The organism is Ahrensia marina (genome assembly GCF_001293565.1).
GTDB lineage: Bacteria > Pseudomonadota > Alphaproteobacteria > Rhizobiales > Rhizobiaceae > Ahrensia > Ahrensia marina.
The window spans coordinates 73,688-92,419 of sequence record NZ_JXMU01000009.1; the positions used below are offsets into that span (position 1 = coordinate 73,688).

An 18,732-nucleotide genomic window follows, 5' to 3' on the forward strand; every position below is an offset into this window, starting at 1 on the left:
ATAGGAAAACACGATTCGGATTTCATATTATGGCGACGACAACTCATCACCGTGTAACCAATCAGACGCCGCCCTTGTCTGGTTATAATGCTTTTCGCCTCAATCCTCTTTTGTTGCAGATCGCCTCTGGTTCAAATGCCGAGACGCTTAAAGATTTTGACCAGATTGGCCGGTATTCGCTGTCCGGTGAAGCGCAGGAGCTTGCCGAAATGGCAAACCGCAACGCGCCGCGCTTAAAAGCGCATGACCGGTTCGGGCGGAGGGTGGATCAGGTCGAATTTCACCCTTCATATCACGCGCTGATGCGCCGTTCGGTGAGCTACGGCATAGGAAGCTCGGTATGGGAGGATGCCGCGCGCGGCAATACAAATGGTCATTTAAAGCGTGCCATACGGTTTTTCATGCTTGCGGGGCTGGATACAGGCCATCTTTCAAGCCTTTCCAGCACAAATGGTGCGGTTGCAGCGTTGATGACAGCGCCGCATCTGGCAAAAGAATGGGTGCCGCGTGTCACCACTCGCAAATATGATAGCGCCCATAAATCTCCGGTGGACAAATCCTGCCTGACCATCGGTATGGCGGTGGCTGAAAAACAGGCGGGCACAGATTTTACCGCGCTGACAACACGTGCCGAAACGGTTGGCAATGGCTTGTTCCGCTTAACCGGCCATAAATGGTTTTTATCCTCGCCAATGGCCGATGCATTCCTAATGCTTGCGCGCACACCCAATGGCACGAGTTGTTTTCTGGTGCCGCGCTTTCTGGCCGATGATGAACATAATCACATTAATCTTGTCGGCTTGAAAGATAAGCTGGGCAACCGCTCCGCGGCCACCGCAGAGGCAGAAATCAATGGCTCGATTGCACAAATGATCGGCCGTGACGGTGAGGGCAGCCGCGCCATCCACGAAATGCAGACTTTGATGCGCCTTGACGGCGCACTCATTTCGTCGTCGATCATGCACGCCTCTTTATGCGAGGCTGTGCATCATGCCCGCCACAGAAAGGTCGGCGGGCGCTTGCTGATGGATCAACCGCTTATGCGCGCCGTTCTGACCGATATTGCACTTGATGTTGCCGCTTCTACAGCCTTGTCGATGCGTCTCGCGCGCGCTTTCGATGGTGCCCGCGCCAATGATGTGGAAGGCACATTCGCCCATGTCATGACGCCGGTCGTTAAATATCTGACTGCCAAAATAGCGCCCGCCGCAATTGCAGAGGCAATGGAGGCCATGGGCGGCAATGGTTATATTGAAAGCAGCGTATTGCCGCGTCATTACCGCGAGGCCCCGCACCAATCGCTGCTGGAAGGGTCCGGCAATATGATGGCGTTGGAAGTGTGCCGCGTATTCAAGCGAACGCCGGAACTTTTCAATGTTGTTTTGTCTGATATCGAAAGCAATCTTGGCGATAAGGCAAAAGATACCAGCAAAGTGTTAAGAGCTGCATATGAACTTGCGCTGGACGATGAAAGTGCGGCGCGTATTCTGGTCGAGCAACTGGCCATCGCTGCTGCGGCCGCCGAACTTTACCGCTTGGAGACAGGTGTGCTTGCCGATGCCTATGCGGATACTCGTCTGGGCAGTAATTGGCGGGCAAGCTATGGTATGCTTGGCACCCGTTTTGACAATCAGACTATTCTTGATGCGCTTTATCCGCCGGTGGCATAGGCCGTCACTGTCAGAACGGCGGGTATTGTCACCAATGAGACCAGCGTTTGCAGCGTAACAGTGATGGCGTAGTTCTCGGCATCGCCGCCCATTTGCCGTGCCAGCACATAGCCATTCATGGCTGTGGGAACAGCGGCGCAAAGGGCGACATAACTCAGCTCCGCACCTTCTATTCCGAACATCAGGGCAGAACTGACCACGATCACCGGAAACAGGATTAGTTTCAGGAAAGTCGGCAGTAAAACAGGAAAACCGGGACGTGCGACATCGCGCAAGCGCAAGCCAGCACCAATTGTCAAAAGCCCCATGCCGAGCGCAGCGCGGCTGACAAGGTGAAGTCCGTCCATGAAAAAGTCCGGCAATCCGCCCGGAAGCAAACGGAGCAGCAGGCCCATCGATGCGCCAATGATGAGCGGGTTCACGGCGACCCTTTTGAGAACAGACGTAAAACTCGGTTTGCTGTCGGTAAACCACGCAACAACAGCAACGGTTGAAACATTGATCGGGATAACGATTGCAGCCATGACGAGCGCGACAACGGCAGCGCCTTCAGGCGGGAACATGTTTTCAGCAACAACCAGCGCGATAAAGCCGTTCCAGCGCACAGTCGATTGGAAAATGGAGGAGAAAGTAGGGCCTTTCACGCCCATTTTATGAATGAGTGGCCATAGCAGCAATGTGATCAGGCCAAGAACGAACCATGCAAATCCGAGCGCAAGAATAACCTTGTCCAGTGACAATCCGCTGAAATCAGCACGGAAAATCGTCGAAAACAGCAATGTCGGATAAAGCAGATAGAAGCCGAGACGCTCCAGGCCGATCCAGAATTCGCGTGTGAAAAGAGGCGTTTGGCTCAGCAGATTCCCGACAAGAATGATAACGAATATCGGCAGGACGGATTGAATAGTGATGAGCATTAAGGGGCCTTTCATGCCTCTATTGGCGCATATTGTGCGATGACGCAATCAGATATCCACAATTGTACCTTTTGCGTTAACCTTAACAAATGGTTTCGATTGCGGCGGCGGACCTGAGTTGTGATAGTCGGGCCACAACGAGGTCCGCATGTATAGATTCTTTTCCATAACGGTCATTTTGAACTGGGTTGCCGTACTGGCTGTGCTCAGCGTTGTCGGGCTTGGTATCAAAGTCGAGCAGGGCGGCATGATTGACGCTTTGAATGAAGCACTCAGCGGCGAGGCGGGGCTGCAATTGCTGCCTGAAACCGCCTATGTGCTTTCAGTGGCTGCTATTCTCATTGTATTGACGATGGCCACCTGGGCTTTGCTGGCGATCATATTTGCAGCGCCGAACGGGACGGAAAACAAGCAGCAGGATTTTGTGATCATGTTTGCCATGGGCGTTTGCCTGTGCGTGTTCGCAATCATTCTGGCGATTGCCATTTACACAGGCGCGACCTTTTTAAGCACGACGATCTGTATCGCATCCTTTGCCACCATATTGGCAGGTATCGCGCACCGTGTGTTTGTCATTGAGGCTGAAGGCCGCAATGCGGCTGAAACGCTGAATGAAGGCTTTGGTCTGGTCACAACGCCGGTAATGGCGCGGCAGAGCGCTGCCCGCCCGATGTCAGGCCGCGCAAACAGCAGATTCGTCCCCAAACGCAACCTCCAACCGATGAACTGACGGATACCTTATGAAATATTTTCTTGGTCTATGGTTGATTCCGATGTCGCTCTTTTGGGGCTGGTTTGGCCTGTCCTATTACGACATGAATTTCGGCTTTTCCTTTTTGACGCGTGATGTTCATAACCTTGTCTTTGGTATCTACGCGCATCTTTTGGGCACGGACTACGAGACGATTGTTTCCGGTTTTATCAAAGCCTGTATTTTTGATTCATTCCTAATCGGCGCGATCATTGCCTATCGCAAGCGCAAGCAGATCAAAGCATGGTGGCAGGCGCGTCAAACATCAGACCTGCCTGAAACCACTCAGGTGCCGCGTGTTCCTGCGGAATAAAGCCGGTCCAAAACACCTTGCAAAATAAAAGAAGCCGCAGCGGAATCAATCCGCTCGGCTCTCTTTGCGCGGCTGACATCCTGCTCCAGCAATGACCGCTCGGCGGCCACCGTTGACAAACGTTCGTCCCAGAACACGATCGGCAGCGCAACATGCTGCATCATATTGCGTGCAAAGGCGCGGGTTGCCTGTGCGCGCGGACCTTCCGAGCCGTCCATATTGAGCGGCAGGCCCAGAACAATCGCGCCGATATTTTCCGCCGCAATCAGCGCCTTCAAAATCTCAAGATCAGCCATGAACTTTTTGCGCTTTATAACCGTGCGCGGCGAAGCAAGGGTCAAACCGGCATCGGACACCGCAAGGCCAATGGTTTTTGTGCCAAGGTCAAGCCCCAGCAGGCGCGCCCCGCGCGGTAGAGCTTCGGCCAGCGTTTCAATGTCGATAATTTGTCCTTTTTGTTCGTTCACAACCGTTCTAAGGCCTTCCTTGCTGATTTGGTTAAACGCATATTGCACCACAAAGCTGCGAGCGCTATAGCGGGCGCATACAAAACACCGGAGAATCCAATGTCCGTCGATACCGCTACCGTTAAGCGCGTTGCCAAACTTGCCCGCATTGCCGTCACAGATGATGAGGCAAAAAATCTGGAAGGTGAACTCAACACCATTTTAGGATTTGTCGAGCAGTTGAACGAGGTGGATGTCAGCAATGTCGAGCCGATGGTTTCGGTTGTTGCCGTGGATATGAAAAAGCGGGTTGATGAAGTGACCGACGGCAATAAGGCCGCTGATATTGTCGCCAATGCGCCGGCCAGCGACGAGAACTTCTTCCAGGTTCCCAAAGTGGTTGAATGAGCCTGCCTGCGCCGCACCGATAATTTGATATAGAAGATTTTATTTATGACCGATCTGACAGCCCTGACGATTGCCGAAGCCCGCGAAAAACTCCGCGCTAAAGAAATAAGTGCAGTCGAATTGACCGATTCCTACATTGCCGCGATTGATGCTGCCAATGGCGCGCTCAATGCTTATGTCGCGCTGACGCCGGAAAAGGCCCGCGAAATGGCAAAGGCATCGGATGCAAAATATGCCACAGGTAATGCAGGCGCGCTGGAAGGTATTCCGCTCGGTATCAAGGATTTGTTTGGCACGATGGATGTGCACACACAGGCCGCATCGCACATTCTGGATGGTTTCAAGCCGAAATATGAGTCAACCGTCACGCAGAACCTTTGGGATGACGGCGCTGTCATGCTCGGCAAGCTGAACATGGACGAGTTCGCGATGGGCTCATCCAATGAAACTTCTTATTACGGCCCGACAAAAAACCCGTGGCGCGCAAAAGATTCAAACGTTGATCTGGTGCCGGGCGGCTCGTCCGGTGGTTCGGCGGCGGCCGTTGCCGCGCATATTTGTGCCGGTGCAACAGCAACCGACACGGGCGGTTCCATCCGCCAGCCTGCGGCCTTTACAGGCACAGTAGGCATCAAGCCGACCTATGGCCGTTGTTCACGCTGGGGCGTTGCCGCTTTTGCCTCATCGCTTGATCAGGCTGGCCCGATCACGCGCGATGTGCGCGATGCGGCGATTATGTTGAAATCCATGGCTTCTGTTGATGCCAAAGACACGACAAGCGTTGATCTGCCAGTGCCGGATTATGAGGCCGCGCTGGGCGGTTCCGTCAAAGGCATGAAAATCGGTATTCCGGCTGAATACCGCATGGACGGCATGGACCCGGAAATTGTCGCGCTATGGGAGCAGGGCATTGCCTGGCTAAAAGATGCGGGCGCGGAAATCGTCGATATTTCGCTGCCGAACACGAAATACGCACTGCCTGCTTATTATATCGTGGCACCGGCCGAAGCATCATCCAACCTTGCGCGCTATGACGGCGTGAAATACGGCCTGCGTGTACCGGGCAAAGACATCACCGATATGTATGAGCAGACACGCGCTGCCGGATTTGGCGCGGAAGTCAAACGCCGCATCATGATCGGCACCTATGTGCTGTCGGCGGGTTATTACGATGCCTATTATTTAAAAGCGCAAAAAGTACGCACGCTGATCAAGCGCGATTTTGAAAATGTGTTTGCCGATGGCGTGGACGCGATTTTGACACCGGCAACGCCAAGCGCTGCCTTTGGCATCGGCGATCAAGACATGAAGGCTGATCCGGTGAAAATGTATTTGAATGACGTGTTTACGGTGACGGTCAACATGGCCGGTTTGCCGGGCATTGCGGTTCCTGCCGGTCTGTCTTCAACCGGTCTGCCGCTCGGCCTTCAATTGATTGGCAAGCCGTTTGACGAGGAAACCCTGTTCAAAACCGCCGGTGTGATTGAACAGGCAGCCGGTAAGTTTACGGCGGATAAGTGGTGGTAGTGTAAACTGCCGCCTTAGGCCAGCGACCCACATAAGCTACACAACTCACCGTCATCCTAGGCCTTGAGCCTAGGAACTATTCCGTGATGTTGGCGGATTGTTTGAACGCTCAGGAATGGATACTCGGGTCAAGCCCGAGCATGACGCACATTAGTAATCCGCTTTGATGACGTTGTTCTGTAGCTTTGTGTAGATGTAATAGAAACCATCTTATTCAGCTTTTGTAGTGTTGTCATCATTCGTATCTGCTACTTCAGCCATTGCTGGAGCTGCATCTCCAGTTCGGCCTTCTTCATCACAATACTTTGCTAGTTCTACAAGGAAAATTGCTACACACCTCGTTATGTGCAAGGCCTCATGCGGGGAATATGTGTTTTCGACGTGCATTGTCGCATTTCGCCAAGGATTTTTTACCGCATCTAATGTAGCATAAATGTTCTCATATTTAGCTCCAAGTGTTCCGTTAAGGCGGTGCTTTTTAGGCCATTTCTCCTCAAGGGATTCTGTTATTTTTCGTAGCATAACGCCCCAATTTTTCTCGGCGGGCTTTGTGGGGTCTGGAATCTCTAGTAGTAATGAAAATGCTTTAATCCCACTTTCCAACGCTCTCATAGAATGAAAAACTGCGGCAGTATAGCGGTTGAGAGCTAGACATTTTGCGGCTTCCTCGATCTCAAGTGATGCTTTTGGGAAAGCTGCCGGAAAGCCTTCAACATGTGACCCTGTACCCCTTAATAAGTGATCCACTGGAAGCATCAATTGAGCTTCATTGGGCTGTAAAACCAAAAGTTTGATTTCACTTAAGTGATCTGCAAAGCGACTTTCAATTTCTCTAGTTGCATTTAAAAGTTGGCCGTAAGTTAGTTCTTTTTCCTTTAGATTTTGGATAAGACGCTGATTTGCTACATGAGCAGATTGGCATCCCACAACGACAAAGTTTTCGAATAATCGTTCAAGGGTGCCACATGCAGTTATTTGGTCGGGTTTGGAGATAGCAGCATTTGAATCGCACGAACTCGTTCGTTCAATGAGAGTACGTAACGAAGTTATAGCTGCCAAAAAGGAAAGTGCATTTACGTCGTACAAGTTAAAAAAACTCCGCTAAGAAACGCCAATGATCAACCTAATTCTAGGCAAACGGATAAATAAGTAAAGTTCGCTTAGGAAAATAATCACACACACCCTTGCGCATTATAGGTAAATGTTCCTAATATGTTCCGGTGAGGTGTGTCATGCGCAAGCCGGAATTTGCCGAAAAACTCTATATCGACTTTGACAGCTTTTTTGCCAGCGTCGAGCAGCATTTGAACCCCGAACTGCGCGGGCGGCCGATTGGGGTCATTCCGCTCGATTCGGATTATTCAAGCTGTATCGCCGCCAGCTATGAGGCCAAAAAGTTCGGCGTTAAAACCGGCACGCGCATGAAGGACGCGCGCGATATGTGTCCCGGCATCCGCTTTGTCGTGGCGCGGCACGACATTTATGTGCGCCTGCACCACCGCATTGTGGCGACGGTTGAAAGCTGTGTGCCGGTCAGCAAAACACGCTCCATTGATGAAATGGTCTGCACGCTCATGCGGTCTGAAAGCCGTGATGCTGCCGGCCTTGCCGCGCGTATCAAACAGCGCCTTGAAAGCGAAATCGGGCAGGGGCTGCCGTGCTCTATCGGCATTGCGCCCACCGAGCTGCTGGCGAAAATCGCCGCTGAAATGGACAAGCCGAACGGTTTTGTCGTCTTTGAGCCGGATGATCTGCCCGGCCGTCTGTTCGAATTGGAACTGCGCGATCTGCCCGGTATTTCCAGCGGTATTGAACGGCGCTTGCACCAGTCCGGCATTAAAGATGTCAAACAGCTTTGGGCGCTGGAGGCCAAACATATGCGCGCCATCTGGGGCAATGTGGAAGGCGAGCGCTTTTGGGCAGCATTGCATGGCTATGAGACCATTCGCGAGGACACAAAGCGCCGGATGTTCGGCCATGGACGCATTTTGCCGCGCGACTGGCGCTCGCCGCAGCGCGCATTTACCTGCGGGCGTATGCTGATGACCAGCGCGGCGCGAAGGCTCAGGCGCGAAAATTTCCGCGCTTGTAATCTGAACTATGGCCTGCGTAGCATTGACCGGCAAAAATGGTCCGCAGACATACGCTTTACCGCCGCGCGTGATGATGCGACCTTTCTTCATGCCATGCAGGCGCTGCATCAACGCTTTGAAAAAGAGCGCCCGTTTAACAAAATCAAGTCGGTCAGCGTCACATTGCACGGTCTAGTCGCGCCGCAGCAATTGGGCGGTGCGGGTTTTATGGAAGACCTTTTTGACAGCCAGACCGATCTGAAAGCCCATGGCAAATGGGAAGTCGCAAGCGACACAATGGACGCCCTGCGTGAACGTTTTGGCGCAAAGGCGCTCACGCTTGGCCCTGTGGACCCGATACCGGGCGGTTATGTCGGCGGTAAAATTGCTTTCAACCGGATACCGGATATGCGCGATTTTAATGAGAATATCGAGGAAAGTAGCCGCGCGATCATCCGTTCCTAGCTTTTCACTTGGAAGATAATGACGCAATCGGATAGAAACACTTGTGTCGGCATAGCCCTTCGATTATCCAAGCCGCAAAGTAATAAGCGATTTTACGCAAAGCTTAAATGGAAGACCAATGAACGCTCTTGTAGATACACGCACAACCGATGCAAAACGCCTTATCCCCGGCGCAACCGGTGACTGGGAATTGATCATTGGTCTGGAAGTCCATGCGCAGGTCACATCACAGTCTAAATTGTTTTCCGGCTCTTCCACGCAGTTCGGCGCGGAGCCAAACGCCAATGTGTCGCTGGTTGATGCGGCGATGCCGGGCATGTTGCCGGTGATCAATCAGGAATGTGTGGCGCAGGCTGTGCGTACGGGACTTGGGCTGAAAGCCAAAATCAACAAGAAGTCCGTATTTGACCGCAAGAACTATTTTTATCCTGATTTGCCGCAAGGCTATCAGATTTCCCAGTTCCAGCAGCCGATCGTTGGCGAAGGTACTGTGCATATTTCTGTCGGGCCGGACAAAAAGGGCAATTTTGAAGAGGTTGAAGTGGGCATTGAACGCCTGCACCTTGAGCAGGATGCGGGCAAGTCCATGCACGACCAGCACCCGACAATGTCCTATGTGGATTTGAACCGTTCCGGCGTTGCACTGATGGAGATCGTCTCAAAGCCTGACATGCGTTCGTCCGATGAGGCAAAAGCCTATGTGACCAAGCTGCGCCAGATTGTGCGTTATCTGGGCACATGTGACGGCAATATGGACGAAGGCTCCATGCGCGCTGACGTCAACGTATCCGTGCGCCGTCCGGGCGAAGGTTTTGGCACGCGCTGCGAGATCAAAAACGTCAACTCGATCCGCTTTATGGGCCAAGCCATTGAATATGAAGCGCGCCGCCAGATCGCGATTTTGGAAGACGGCGGCTCAATCGATCAGGAAACCCGCCTGTTTGATCCGGTAAAGGGCGAAACCCGCTCAATGCGCTCTAAAGAAGAAGCGCATGACTATCGCTATTTCCCCGATCCGGATTTGCTGCCGCTGGAATTTGACGATGCCTATATCGAAGCGCTCAAAGCGGATTTGCCGGAACTGCCGGACGAAAAACGTCTTCGCTTTCTTGAATCAGGTCTGTCCGCCTATGATGCCAATGTGCTAATTTCGGAAAAAGCGATTGCCGATTATTTCGAAAAAGTGGCCGAAGGCCGCGAGGCGAAGCAGGCCGCAAACTGGGTGATCAACGATCTGTTGGGTGCGCTGAACAAGGCAGGTCAAGGCATTGAGGAAACGCCGGTTACGCCGCAGCAATTGGGCACAATCCTTGATCTGATTAAAGAAGGCACAATCTCCGGCAAGATTGCCAAGGAACTGTTCGAGATTGTCTTTAATGAGGGCGGCGATCCCGCCAAAATCGTTGAAGAGCGGGGCATGAAGCAGGTCACCGACACCGGCGCGATTGAAGCGGCTGTTGATGAAATCATTGCTGCAAATCCTGAAAAAGTCGAGCAGGTTAAAGAAAAACCGGCGCTGGCCGGCTGGTTCGTCGGGCAGGTGATGAAGTCCACCGGCGGCAAAGCCAACCCGCAAGCTGTTCAGCAATTGGTCAAGTCCAAGCTTGGCGTTGAGTAAAGATAATGATGCGCGGCTGCTTTTTTGCGGCCGCGTACAATTGTTGATTCCCAAACCAATTCTGCTACTTGTATAACCTTTGTAAATCGTGGAACACTGCACACGAATACCAAGGGAGAACAGTAATTATGTGGGTCCGTTCGGCTTCACAGGAAGATCTAGAAATCGTCTCAACTATGCTCACCGAAACGTGGCATGACACATATGACAAGATTTATGGCCGCGAGAAAGTGGCCGAACTCACCAAACAATGGCATTCGGTTGCAGCTCTCAAACAGCGTCTGAACAAGCCGAGATCCGAATTTATTATCTGTGATGATGGCGCTGAAATCGGCGCGATGGCTTTTGCCAGCCAGATTGATAATGAAACCACCATGCTTCACCAGCTTTATGTGCGCCCTTCAACCCAAGGTCAGGGATTAGGCGAAAAGCTGCTGATCGAGGTTGAGGCTTCGTTTCCAGATGTGCGCAAAGTGCGTCTGGAAGTGGAGGAAGCCAATGAACGGGCAATTAAGTTCTACCAGCGCAATGGCTTTAAACAAATCGGCACAACGCCCGATTGCGGTGTGAAGGGCTCTGGAATTCCGGCCGTGATCATGGAAAAAGTGATCTGGTAATTCTTAGCGCAGGTGAAGTTTAATTCTCCATCTGCGCCACACCCTGTTCATCATAAAACTGGACTGGTGAACATTCGATAAGGTAATCGCGTTTCTGACGGTCGCAAACGTGGAGTGCGGTTGCCTGAGCGGCTGCTTTTGAGGGAAGGCCGCAAAACACTTCATGCCAATGCGGCCCTTCGCGGTGCTGCAGAAAGATGTCCACGCTCCATCCGGCGGGAAAGCACCAATTGGTCTTGATGCAATCTTCTGCCAAAGCGCCTGATTCCATACATTGAGCGGTCGCCTTGTCAAAGGCTTCGTCCATGGTGGCGCCTGTCGCGATACCGCCGCCTTGTTCCGGCGCTTGAACAAAGGCGATGCCGACAGGCCCATCCTGTGCAATGGCCGGAAAACTGCAAAGGCCAGACAGGATTATTATCGCGATACGCATATTGACCATTTTATTTCTCTTCATTTTCCGTAACCTTAGACGCATTGTGCGTGTAGAATGCACGAAATAGGAGAAAATGCGAATGCGGCGATTTTTTAAGATAGCAATCCCTGTTTTTTTGCTCGGCTTTATTACCGGCAATGCTTTCTGGTATTTGGCCTCACCATTGTGGATCGATAAAGTCGTTTCCGAAGTCGCGCCATCGGTTACCAGCAACACGCCGGTCAAAATCGGCAGCTTTGTGGATGCCGACCGCACGCATAAAGGCAAGGGCACCGCTCAAATCCTAGAAACGGCAAACGGTCTGGTCGTTCGTTTCACAGAGTTTGAAGTAACGAACGGGCCGGATCTGGAGGTTTGGCTGGTTCAGGCGGCAGACCCAAAATCATCTGCGGATGTAAAAGCGTCCAAATGGGTCTCGCTGGGCCAGCTAAAAGGCAATATTGGAGACCAGACATATGCAATCCCCAATGACGTTGAAATCGAGAATTACGGCTCTGTTGTTATTTGGTGTGAGCAATTCGGGGTGCTGTTTTCACCTGCCGCTTTATCGGAGCCAACCGCGTAATGTTTCAAGAGATTATAAATCCTGATAATTCCGAACACAAAGCAAGCATTAGTTCTTTGGATAAGACTGTTACTGTCGCGAGCGATGGCATTGAACTGGCACGCTCGGATAATGCCATCATCGTATCCGAGCAGAGTTCGAGAGGTGCCTATCCGCCGGTGATTTACATCCCGCTCGATGATGTCTCCAGCCGGTTGACGCCGGTAGAGGATAAAACTACCTATTGTCCGCTCAAGGGTGACGCGTCTTATTTTACTTTCAACGGTAGGGAAGTGGCGTGGTCATATGATCGTCCGTTGGAAGGTTCGCAGATTTTGAAAAACTATACCGCATTTTATGCGGACCGTGCCACGATTACAGAGGGCTAAATTGCCCGAAATCGCGGCGAATACCCATTGTTGTCTTGCATTTGAGGTGAAGCAAAGCCATAAGCGGACATATAACGGAATGTGGATTGACCTATGAAAAATTTCTTTTTGCAATTCTTCACTTGGTGGAACGGACAGACGCTCGGAACTCGTTTCTGGACGTGGCGTACCGGTACCAAAGTGGGCGAAGATGAAATGGGCAATGTCTATTATGAAGGCGGCAAGGATGTGGATGGCTACACACGCCGCTGGGTAATTTATGCCGGCGAGGCAGAAGGTTCTGCTGTTGGTTCTGGCTGGCATGGCTGGCTGCATCACCGTGTTGATACACCGCCGTCAAAAGAAGATTACAAACCTTATGACTGGCAGAAGGCGCACCAACCCAATTTGACGGGAACTCCGGCTGCGTACCGTCCTAAAGGTTCTATGCTAAACCCTGAGCCGCGCCCTGAAGTGACAGGTGATTACGACGCTTGGACGCCGGGTAACTGATAGGTCGGCACGTCCGAATCAGATATTTCAGCTATTAATCACTTGTTGACCCTGTTTTGGCCATATGTGCCTTATACTGGAAAGAGCAATGTAGCTGTTCAAACTATTGTGTGGGCGCCTTTGAAAAATTTAAAGAAAATCGCATTCGCTTTTGGGGCTGTGCTTTGTGTTATGGGAACACCCGCACTGGCCGAAAAGGTGGAAAACCCTATCGCCCAATTTTCCGGTATTGATAAGATCACGGGCAAGATCATTTCATTTGATGTCTATATCGATGAAACGGTGCAGTTCGGCGCTTTGCAGATTACACCGCGCGTCTGCTATACGCGATCAACCAATGAAGCGCCTGGATCAAACAGCTTTGTCGAAGTTGACGAAATTACGCTGGAGCGTAAAATCCGCCGCATCTTTACCGGCTGGATGTTTGCCGATAGTCCGGGGCTCAACGCGGTTGAACATGCAATTTATGACGTCTGGCTAACCGGCTGCAAAACAGCGTCGGATGTTCCTGCGCCGAGCTAAACTTATAGACATCTCTTTAAGTTCTCATTCTCAAAATGAAGTGAAAACAGTCGCTTGCCTGTGTCGCTTGTTTAGCGTCAGTCAAACTCGGCTTCGCCGATCAGCGCAACTTCCAGCATTTTCTCATATTCCGCGCGCGGTACTTCAATGGTGCCGAATTGCGTGAGATGATCATTTGTAAACTGCGTATCAAGCAGCACAAATCCGCGTTCGTTAAGACGCTCGATCAGATGAACAAGCGCGACCTTGGATGCGTTGGTGCGGCGACTGAACATGCTTTCGCCGAAAAATGCGCGGCCCAACGACACGCCATAAAGCCCACCGACCAGTTCATCATCATACCAAGCCTCGACGGAATGGGCATGACCCAAATCATGCAGCTCGCTGTAAAGAAGGCGGATCGGTTCGTTGATCCATGTTTCTTCGCGGCCCGGCGCAGGAGCAGCGCAGGCTTTGACGATGTTATTGAAAGCTTCGTTGAATGTAATTTGATAGGTGCCGCGCCGCACTTCTTTTTTTAAACTGCGCGGGGTGTGAAAATTATCAAGCGGCATAATACCGCGCAGTTCCGGTTCTACCCAATATATTGTGGGATCGTTGGCTTTTTCTGCCATTGGAAAAAGGCCTGTTGCATAGGCCTTTAACAAAATTTGCGGTGTAATGAACGTATAATGTTCATCGCTTCCGGACATGAAATATCTCTCGTTGAAAGAACTCTTTATTGTTCTTTCGCGGCCAAATAATGTTCAAGCCAGTGAATATCATAGTCACCATTTGCGATGTCAGGAGAGTCGATCAACTCCTGAAATAGCGGCACAGTTGTATTGATACCGTCGATAACAAGTTCGTCGAGCGCACGGCGCAGACGCATCATACATTCCAGCCGGTTACGGCCATGCACGATCAGCTTTCCGATCAAACTGTCATAATATGGCGGGATGCTGTAGCCGGCGTAAACACCTGAATCAACACGGACACCAAGACCACCCGGCGCATGATAATGCGTGATTGTGCCCGGTGACGGCACGAAGGTCCGGTGATGTTCAGCGTTCAGGCGACATTCAATCGCATGGCCGTTAAACTTGATCTCATCCTGCGTAACCGAAAGGCCGGCACCGGAGGCAACACGCAATTGCTCATGCACCAGATCAATGCCTGTGATCGCTTCGGTAATCGGATGTTCAACCTGAAGACGTGTATTCATCTCGATGAAATAGAATTCACCGTCTTCATAGAGAAATTCGATTGTACCGGCACCGCGATAACCAAGCTTGGCAACCGCATTGGCACAAATCATGCCAATCTCATGGCGCTGCTCCGAGTTGAGAGCAGGTGAGTTTGCCTCTTCCCAAACCTTCTGGTGGCGGCGCTGCAAGGAGCAGTCGCGCTCTCCCAAATGGATGGCTTTGCCGTTGCCGTCGCCGACAACCTGAATTTCGATATGGCGCGGCTTACCAAGATATTTCTCGATGTAAACTTCCGCATTGCCAAAAGCAGCTTCCGCTTCGCGGCGTGCTGTGTCGAGGGCGTTGGAGAGTTCGGCCTCGTTTTTAGCCACTTTCATGCCGCGTCCACCGCCACCGGCAGTCGCTTTGATAATCACCGGATAGCCAATTTCCTGGGCAATACGCTTGGCTTCATTCTTGTCGCTTACACCGCCATCGGAGCCCGGAACAACCGGAATACCAAGCTTCTCCGCTGTACGCTTTGCCTCGATCTTATCGCCCATAATATTGATATGGTCGGAAGTCGGGCCGATAAATGTGATGTTATGCGCTTCCAGAATTTCGGCAAATTTTGCATTTTCTGAAAGAAAGCCATAGCCGGGATGCACGGCATCAGCGCCGGTAATTTCGCAGGCTGCAACGATCTGGTGTATGTTCAGATAGCTGTCGCGCGATGGCGGCGGACCAATACAGACACTTTCATCTGCAAGCCGCACATGCATTGCCATTTCATCGGCTGTCGAATGAACAGCGACGGTGGGAATACCAAGCTCGCGGCACGCACGCAGAATGCGCAATGCAATTTCACCGCGGTTGGCAATAAGAACCTTGTTAAACATATGGTTTGCCTTTGGGCAGAATTATCATTCAATCACGACGAGTGCCTGGCCGAATTCGACCGGCTCGGTGTCATTCACAAGAATCGCAGTCACAGTACCAGAGCGCGGCGAAGGAATCTGGTTCATCACTTTCATCGCTTCGATAATGAGCAGTGTATCACCTTCTTTAACCTTGCTGCCGACAGCAATGAAATTATCAGCGTCCGGGCTAGGGGCCATATAGGCTGTACCGACCATTGGAGAAGGAACTTCGCTGCCTGATGCAGATTTGGAAGCTGGTGCAGCGCTGTCTGTTGATGCTGCAGGCGCAGGCGCTGATGGTGCGGCCGCCGGAGCAGGTGCTGCTTGCGCTGACGGTGCGGTTGCATAGCTGACCATCTGCGGCGCTGGTTCGCGGCTTACGCGAATACGCATCTCACCGTGCTCGACCTCAATCTCGGTTAGGTCCGTATCATTCAAAATGTTGGCCAGATCGCTGACCAGTTCTTTGTCGAACGCTGATTTTTTCTCTGCCATATTATCCTCAATATCCACGATTGCGGCGTGGTTAAGCTTGTTTCTTTTATTCTGCAAGTTGTAACTGGCTGGCGATTACACGAATTGCCAGCAAATAACCATCCGTGCCGCATCCGGCAATCACACCACGGGCGACTGCCGAGATATAGGACACATGACGAAAGGTTTCGCGCGCATGAATATTCGAGATGTGTACCTCGACAACATGCGCTTTGGCACTGCTGATTGCATCACGCAGCGCAATGGAAGTGTGTGAGTAGGCACCAGGATTAAAAATGACGGGCGTTCCGGCTTGTCCCGCTTCCTGAATACGCGTGACCAGATCGCCTTCATGGTTGGACTGGTAGCTTTCAATGCCGATATTGAATTCATCTGCAAGCGCTGTGCAGGCTGAAATCACGTCATCCAGTGTTTGCGCGCCGTAAACGTCAGGCTCACGCTTTCCCAGCATATTCAGATTTGGGCCATTCAATATTAGTATTTTAGCGCTCATATTACCTGTCCCACGCAACATATATCAGGCGTAGAACGCCCTTGGCCTTGCTGCAAGGCTTGTGCCTGAATTATAGGCAAAATCAAGCTTATACCCACATTAAATCGCAGTTTAGACAGTATTTAACAGCTTGTACTACCGCATTTGCGCATATTCTCAATTTTTTCAATCAGCACATCTTTGCCAAGGGCACCAACCACAAGCTCATCACCAACGACATATGACGGTGTTCCGGTAATGCCCAGACCACCGGCTAAAGCGTCTGTCTGGCGAAAACTGTCAATGATCGCAGGGTTGTTCATTTCATCGCGCAGCGCGTCCATGTCTATGCCGCTCTCTTCAGCAAGCTTGAGTGCGCGTGCCTCGTCAATCTGCCCGTCCTGCTCCATCATTGTGACGTGGTAATCGTAGTATTTTTCCGGTGCGGTCAGCTTATAGGCAAGGGCGACCTTATGAACAGCAATGGAGTTAGGGCCAAAAATCGGAAACTCTTTCATCACGAATTTAACATTGGGGTCATTGTCCAGAATATATTCCATATCGGCAAGACCACGGCGGCAGAATCCGCAATTGTAATCGAAGAACTCAACAATTGTGACATCGCCTTCGGGATTGCCGAATACAGGGTCAAATGAATTGTTGAAAATTTCATCATGTGATTGCGCAAGAACTTCGCTTTTTTGCGCGTTGGCTTCACGCTCCTGCTTTTCTTGCAGCGCCTGCTGAACTTCAATCATCAGTTCGGGATTTTCGAGCAGATATTCACGGACAATCTGACCGATTTCTTCTTTATCGGCTTGGTCAAAAGCCAGAACGCTGCCGGTTGATACCAAAACACCTGAGATGGCCAGACAGGCGCCAAAAGCTACCGCCGCAACGCTGGATTTGGCACGTCGCGCAGTCGTTCTAAGTGTATTTGATGTCATAACTATCCCGTTTTCAGCTCTTTGGATTTTTAAATCGAAGTATATCGTCTGCGCGCAGCCATTGTGGTGCATTTTTCGGAAATGCGCGCTTTGCCCGCGCAGCAAACTGCTTTGCAGATTTATATTGGCCTGCATAGAACTGTGCTTCGGCCGTTGCAAGATCAGCGCTGCCGGTGTCACCCAAACGGCCATAGGCCATGGCCAGATGACGGTGTGCATTTGAATTGGCGGGATCAAGCGAAATGGCGACTTCCAACTCGCCAACAGCACGGCGCAGATCTTCTTCGCTGCCGCTCAGCACAAGCGCATGGCCAAGTCCCACCATCATCGTCGGTGAACGCGCACCATCAATGCGTACAGCATCGGAAAACGCTTTGACAGCGCCTTTCGCATCTTGCGCCTGCAGCATGATTTCGCCTTTGATTTCATGGTAATAGGCGTTGTTGGGGCTGCTTCTGATGAGTTTGTCGATCATCGGAATGGCATTGCGCGGATTGCGGTAAAGAAATGTGGATATCGCTTGACCATATTGGTGCGCAACCGAGCCTTTGGCGTTTGAAAACGCATTTTCGGCAGCGTTCGGCCCATAGGTATAGGCGAGAATTTTAGCGCGGGCCTTGTCGTGCCGCACTTGCAGAGAGGAAGCGTCTTGTTTGTTAAAATAAGGGCTTTGCTGCGCCAATATCTCAAGTGCGGCGATGCGCTCACGCGGAAGTGGGTGGCTCAAACGGTATGGATTGATACGGTCCCTGACAAGCGACAAATCCTTGTGAAACCGTTCGAAGGTTTTCAAAATGCCCTTGGATGATTGTTTGGTGGCATTGAGATAATCGACCGCAGCACGGTCGGCCGCCAGTTCCTCTGTGCGCTGATAGGCAAATAAACCGCGCTGTGCCAGCTCAGTGCCGCCCATGGCAATGCCGGCACCTGCTCTTGCGCCTGCGCCATTGCGCTGTGATGCCGCTGCAATAACAGTGGCGGCACCGAGAATCGATGAAACAACGGCAATTGTTTGGGCGCGGTCAAGCTGCTGGCGCAAACGATCTTGGTGGCCACCGGCCAAATGGCCGATTTCATGCGCCAGAACACCGATAAGCTCGTTTGGCGTGTCCGAATCCACAATCGCACCCAGATTGACGAAAATCTTGGTTCCCGAAACAAATGCGTTGAAAGATTTGGCGTTGACCAGAACCACATCGACGCGGTTGCGCCTGATGCCTGCAACCTTCAACAGCGGCACAACATAATCATTCAGCAGCGCTTCAATCTCTGCATCGCGCACAATGGGCAAATTTCTTTGGGCATGGGCAGGCTGCAGAGCCGTTGCTGACACTGAAACGGCAATTAAGCCTGCGACAAGACTTTTGCGCCATAAAGATTTGAAGCCGGTTTTTACCAATTGGCAAAGCCTTTCAATGATTCCATATGAAACACGCCTTACCTCGTGTTGGTACCTTCGTAACGTCATTTGAGCATCAAACAAAGCAAAATCATGGCACTTAACGCCAACGTGAAGTTTAAAAACGAAAAGAAATTAGGACAAGC

22 protein-coding genes are annotated in these 18,732 nt (G+C 51.5%); 12 read left to right on the forward strand and 10 right to left on the reverse strand.

The genetic code is table 11. From position 1 onward, the window contains the following. Positions 1-29 precede the first annotated feature (29 nt). Positions 30-1,670: an acyl-CoA dehydrogenase family protein gene (locus SU32_RS07270; protein ID WP_053998688.1), complete on the forward strand. Its 1,641-nt coding sequence runs from the start codon at positions 30-32 to the stop codon at positions 1,668-1,670. On the opposite strand, the gene SU32_RS07275 is transcribed toward SU32_RS07270, so the two are convergent. After that, on the reverse strand, positions 1,652-2,587 hold the full coding sequence (locus SU32_RS07275; RefSeq protein WP_053998689.1) for an AEC family transporter: 936 nt from the start codon (positions 2,585-2,587) through the stop codon (positions 1,652-1,654). The two genes, SU32_RS07270 and SU32_RS07275, sit on opposite strands and share 19 nt — an antisense overlap. Positions 2,588-2,735: 148 nt before the next feature. Here SU32_RS07275 and SU32_RS07280 point away from each other — a divergent pair, with 148 nt between their 5' ends. Together SU32_RS07280 and SU32_RS07285 are read left to right on the forward strand one after the other, a co-directional pair. Next, on the forward strand, positions 2,736-3,317 hold the full coding sequence (locus tag SU32_RS07280) for a hypothetical protein (RefSeq protein ID WP_053998690.1): 582 nt from the start codon (positions 2,736-2,738) through the stop codon (positions 3,315-3,317). Positions 3,318-3,327: 10 nt separating this feature from the next. Continuing rightward, complete coding sequence (locus tag SU32_RS07285) at positions 3,328-3,651, forward strand: DUF6105 family protein (RefSeq protein WP_053998691.1); 324 nt, start codon at positions 3,328-3,330, stop codon at positions 3,649-3,651. On the opposite strand, the gene ruvX is transcribed toward SU32_RS07285, so the two are convergent. Continuing rightward, entirely contained in the window at positions 3,624-4,118 is a 495-nt protein-coding gene (ruvX, locus tag SU32_RS07290) for a Holliday junction resolvase RuvX (protein ID WP_245625503.1), read from the reverse strand. The genes SU32_RS07285 and ruvX overlap by 28 nt on opposite strands. Positions 4,119-4,217: 99 nt before the next feature. Here ruvX and gatC point away from each other — a divergent pair, with 99 nt between their 5' ends. After that, complete coding sequence (gatC, locus tag SU32_RS07295) at positions 4,218-4,505, forward strand: Asp-tRNA(Asn)/Glu-tRNA(Gln) amidotransferase subunit GatC (RefSeq protein ID WP_053998692.1); 288 nt, start codon at positions 4,218-4,220, stop codon at positions 4,503-4,505. 45 nt (positions 4,506-4,550) lie between these two features. After that, complete coding sequence (gene gatA, locus SU32_RS07300; RefSeq protein WP_053998693.1) at positions 4,551-6,032, forward strand: Asp-tRNA(Asn)/Glu-tRNA(Gln) amidotransferase subunit GatA; 1,482 nt, start codon at positions 4,551-4,553, stop codon at positions 6,030-6,032. 210 nt (positions 6,033-6,242) lie between these two features. Here the strand turns inward: gatA and SU32_RS07305 are convergent, their stop codons facing one another. Beyond that, the gene (locus SU32_RS07305) at positions 6,243-7,118 is read right to left on the reverse strand and encodes a hypothetical protein (RefSeq protein ID WP_053998694.1); all 876 of its coding nucleotides are present in this window, start codon (positions 7,116-7,118) and stop codon (positions 6,243-6,245) included. A gap of 146 nt (positions 7,119-7,264) precedes the next feature. Between SU32_RS07305 and SU32_RS07310 the strand changes: the two genes are divergently transcribed. From SU32_RS07310 to SU32_RS07320, 3 genes are all read left to right on the forward strand, one after another. Further along, complete coding sequence (locus SU32_RS07310; protein WP_053998695.1) at positions 7,265-8,569, forward strand: Y-family DNA polymerase; 1,305 nt, start codon at positions 7,265-7,267, stop codon at positions 8,567-8,569. A 118-nt stretch (positions 8,570-8,687) separates the two neighbouring features. Then, positions 8,688-10,187, forward strand: coding sequence for an Asp-tRNA(Asn)/Glu-tRNA(Gln) amidotransferase subunit GatB (gene gatB / locus SU32_RS07315; protein WP_053998696.1), 1,500 nt, complete (start codon positions 8,688-8,690; stop codon positions 10,185-10,187). 128 nt (positions 10,188-10,315) lie between these two features. Further along, the gene (locus SU32_RS07320; RefSeq protein ID WP_053998697.1) at positions 10,316-10,804 is read left to right on the forward strand and encodes a GNAT family N-acetyltransferase; all 489 of its coding nucleotides are present in this window, start codon (positions 10,316-10,318) and stop codon (positions 10,802-10,804) included. A 19-nt stretch (positions 10,805-10,823) separates the two neighbouring features. Here SU32_RS07320 and SU32_RS07325 read toward each other — a convergent pair whose 3' ends face one another. After that, positions 10,824-11,261, reverse strand: coding sequence for a hypothetical protein (locus tag SU32_RS07325; protein ID WP_211097704.1), 438 nt, complete (start codon positions 11,259-11,261; stop codon positions 10,824-10,826). Between the two features lie 58 nt (positions 11,262-11,319). Between SU32_RS07325 and SU32_RS07330 the strand changes: the two genes are divergently transcribed. The 4 genes from SU32_RS07330 to SU32_RS07345 all read left to right on the forward strand — a co-directional run bounded on the left by SU32_RS07330 (position 11,320) and on the right by SU32_RS07345 (position 13,187). Next, positions 11,320-11,805, forward strand: coding sequence for a DM13 domain-containing protein (locus tag SU32_RS07330; RefSeq protein WP_053998699.1), 486 nt, complete (start codon positions 11,320-11,322; stop codon positions 11,803-11,805). A gap of 56 nt (positions 11,806-11,861) precedes the next feature. Then, positions 11,862-12,173 (forward strand): DUF427 domain-containing protein, encoded by a 312-nt coding sequence (locus tag SU32_RS07335; protein ID WP_160316296.1) that lies wholly within the window; start codon positions 11,862-11,864, stop codon positions 12,171-12,173. Between the two features lie 93 nt (positions 12,174-12,266). Beyond that, positions 12,267-12,665: an NADH:ubiquinone oxidoreductase subunit NDUFA12 gene (locus SU32_RS07340; protein WP_053998701.1), complete on the forward strand. Its 399-nt coding sequence runs from the start codon at positions 12,267-12,269 to the stop codon at positions 12,663-12,665. 159 nt (positions 12,666-12,824) lie between these two features. Beyond that, positions 12,825-13,187: a DUF2155 domain-containing protein gene (locus SU32_RS07345; protein WP_425394264.1), complete on the forward strand. Its 363-nt coding sequence runs from the start codon at positions 12,825-12,827 to the stop codon at positions 13,185-13,187. Between the two features lie 77 nt (positions 13,188-13,264). Here the strand turns inward: SU32_RS07345 and aat are convergent, their stop codons facing one another. The 6 genes from aat to SU32_RS07375 form a co-directional block, all read right to left on the reverse strand. Continuing rightward, positions 13,265-13,879 carry a leucyl/phenylalanyl-tRNA--protein transferase gene (aat, locus tag SU32_RS07350; RefSeq protein ID WP_053998702.1) on the reverse strand — a complete coding sequence of 205 codons (615 nt, stop codon included), beginning with the start codon at positions 13,877-13,879 and terminating at the stop codon, positions 13,265-13,267. A 26-nt stretch (positions 13,880-13,905) separates the two neighbouring features. After that, the gene (gene accC / locus SU32_RS07355; protein WP_053998703.1) at positions 13,906-15,252 is read right to left on the reverse strand and encodes an acetyl-CoA carboxylase biotin carboxylase subunit; all 1,347 of its coding nucleotides are present in this window, start codon (positions 15,250-15,252) and stop codon (positions 13,906-13,908) included. 24 nt (positions 15,253-15,276) lie between these two features. After that, entirely contained in the window at positions 15,277-15,768 is a 492-nt protein-coding gene (gene accB, locus SU32_RS07360) for an acetyl-CoA carboxylase biotin carboxyl carrier protein (protein ID WP_053998738.1), read from the reverse strand. Between the two features lie 46 nt (positions 15,769-15,814). Beyond that, positions 15,815-16,261, reverse strand: a complete 447-nt coding sequence (gene aroQ / locus SU32_RS07365; RefSeq protein WP_053998704.1) for a type II 3-dehydroquinate dehydratase — start codon at positions 16,259-16,261, stop codon at positions 15,815-15,817. Positions 16,262-16,383: 122 nt separating this feature from the next. Then, positions 16,384-17,187: a DsbA family protein gene (locus SU32_RS07370; protein ID WP_053998705.1), complete on the reverse strand. Its 804-nt coding sequence runs from the start codon at positions 17,185-17,187 to the stop codon at positions 16,384-16,386. Between the two features lie 13 nt (positions 17,188-17,200). Next, complete coding sequence (locus SU32_RS07375; protein WP_082376544.1) at positions 17,201-18,586, reverse strand: M48 family metalloprotease; 1,386 nt, start codon at positions 18,584-18,586, stop codon at positions 17,201-17,203. Positions 18,587-18,732 lie beyond the last annotated feature (146 nt).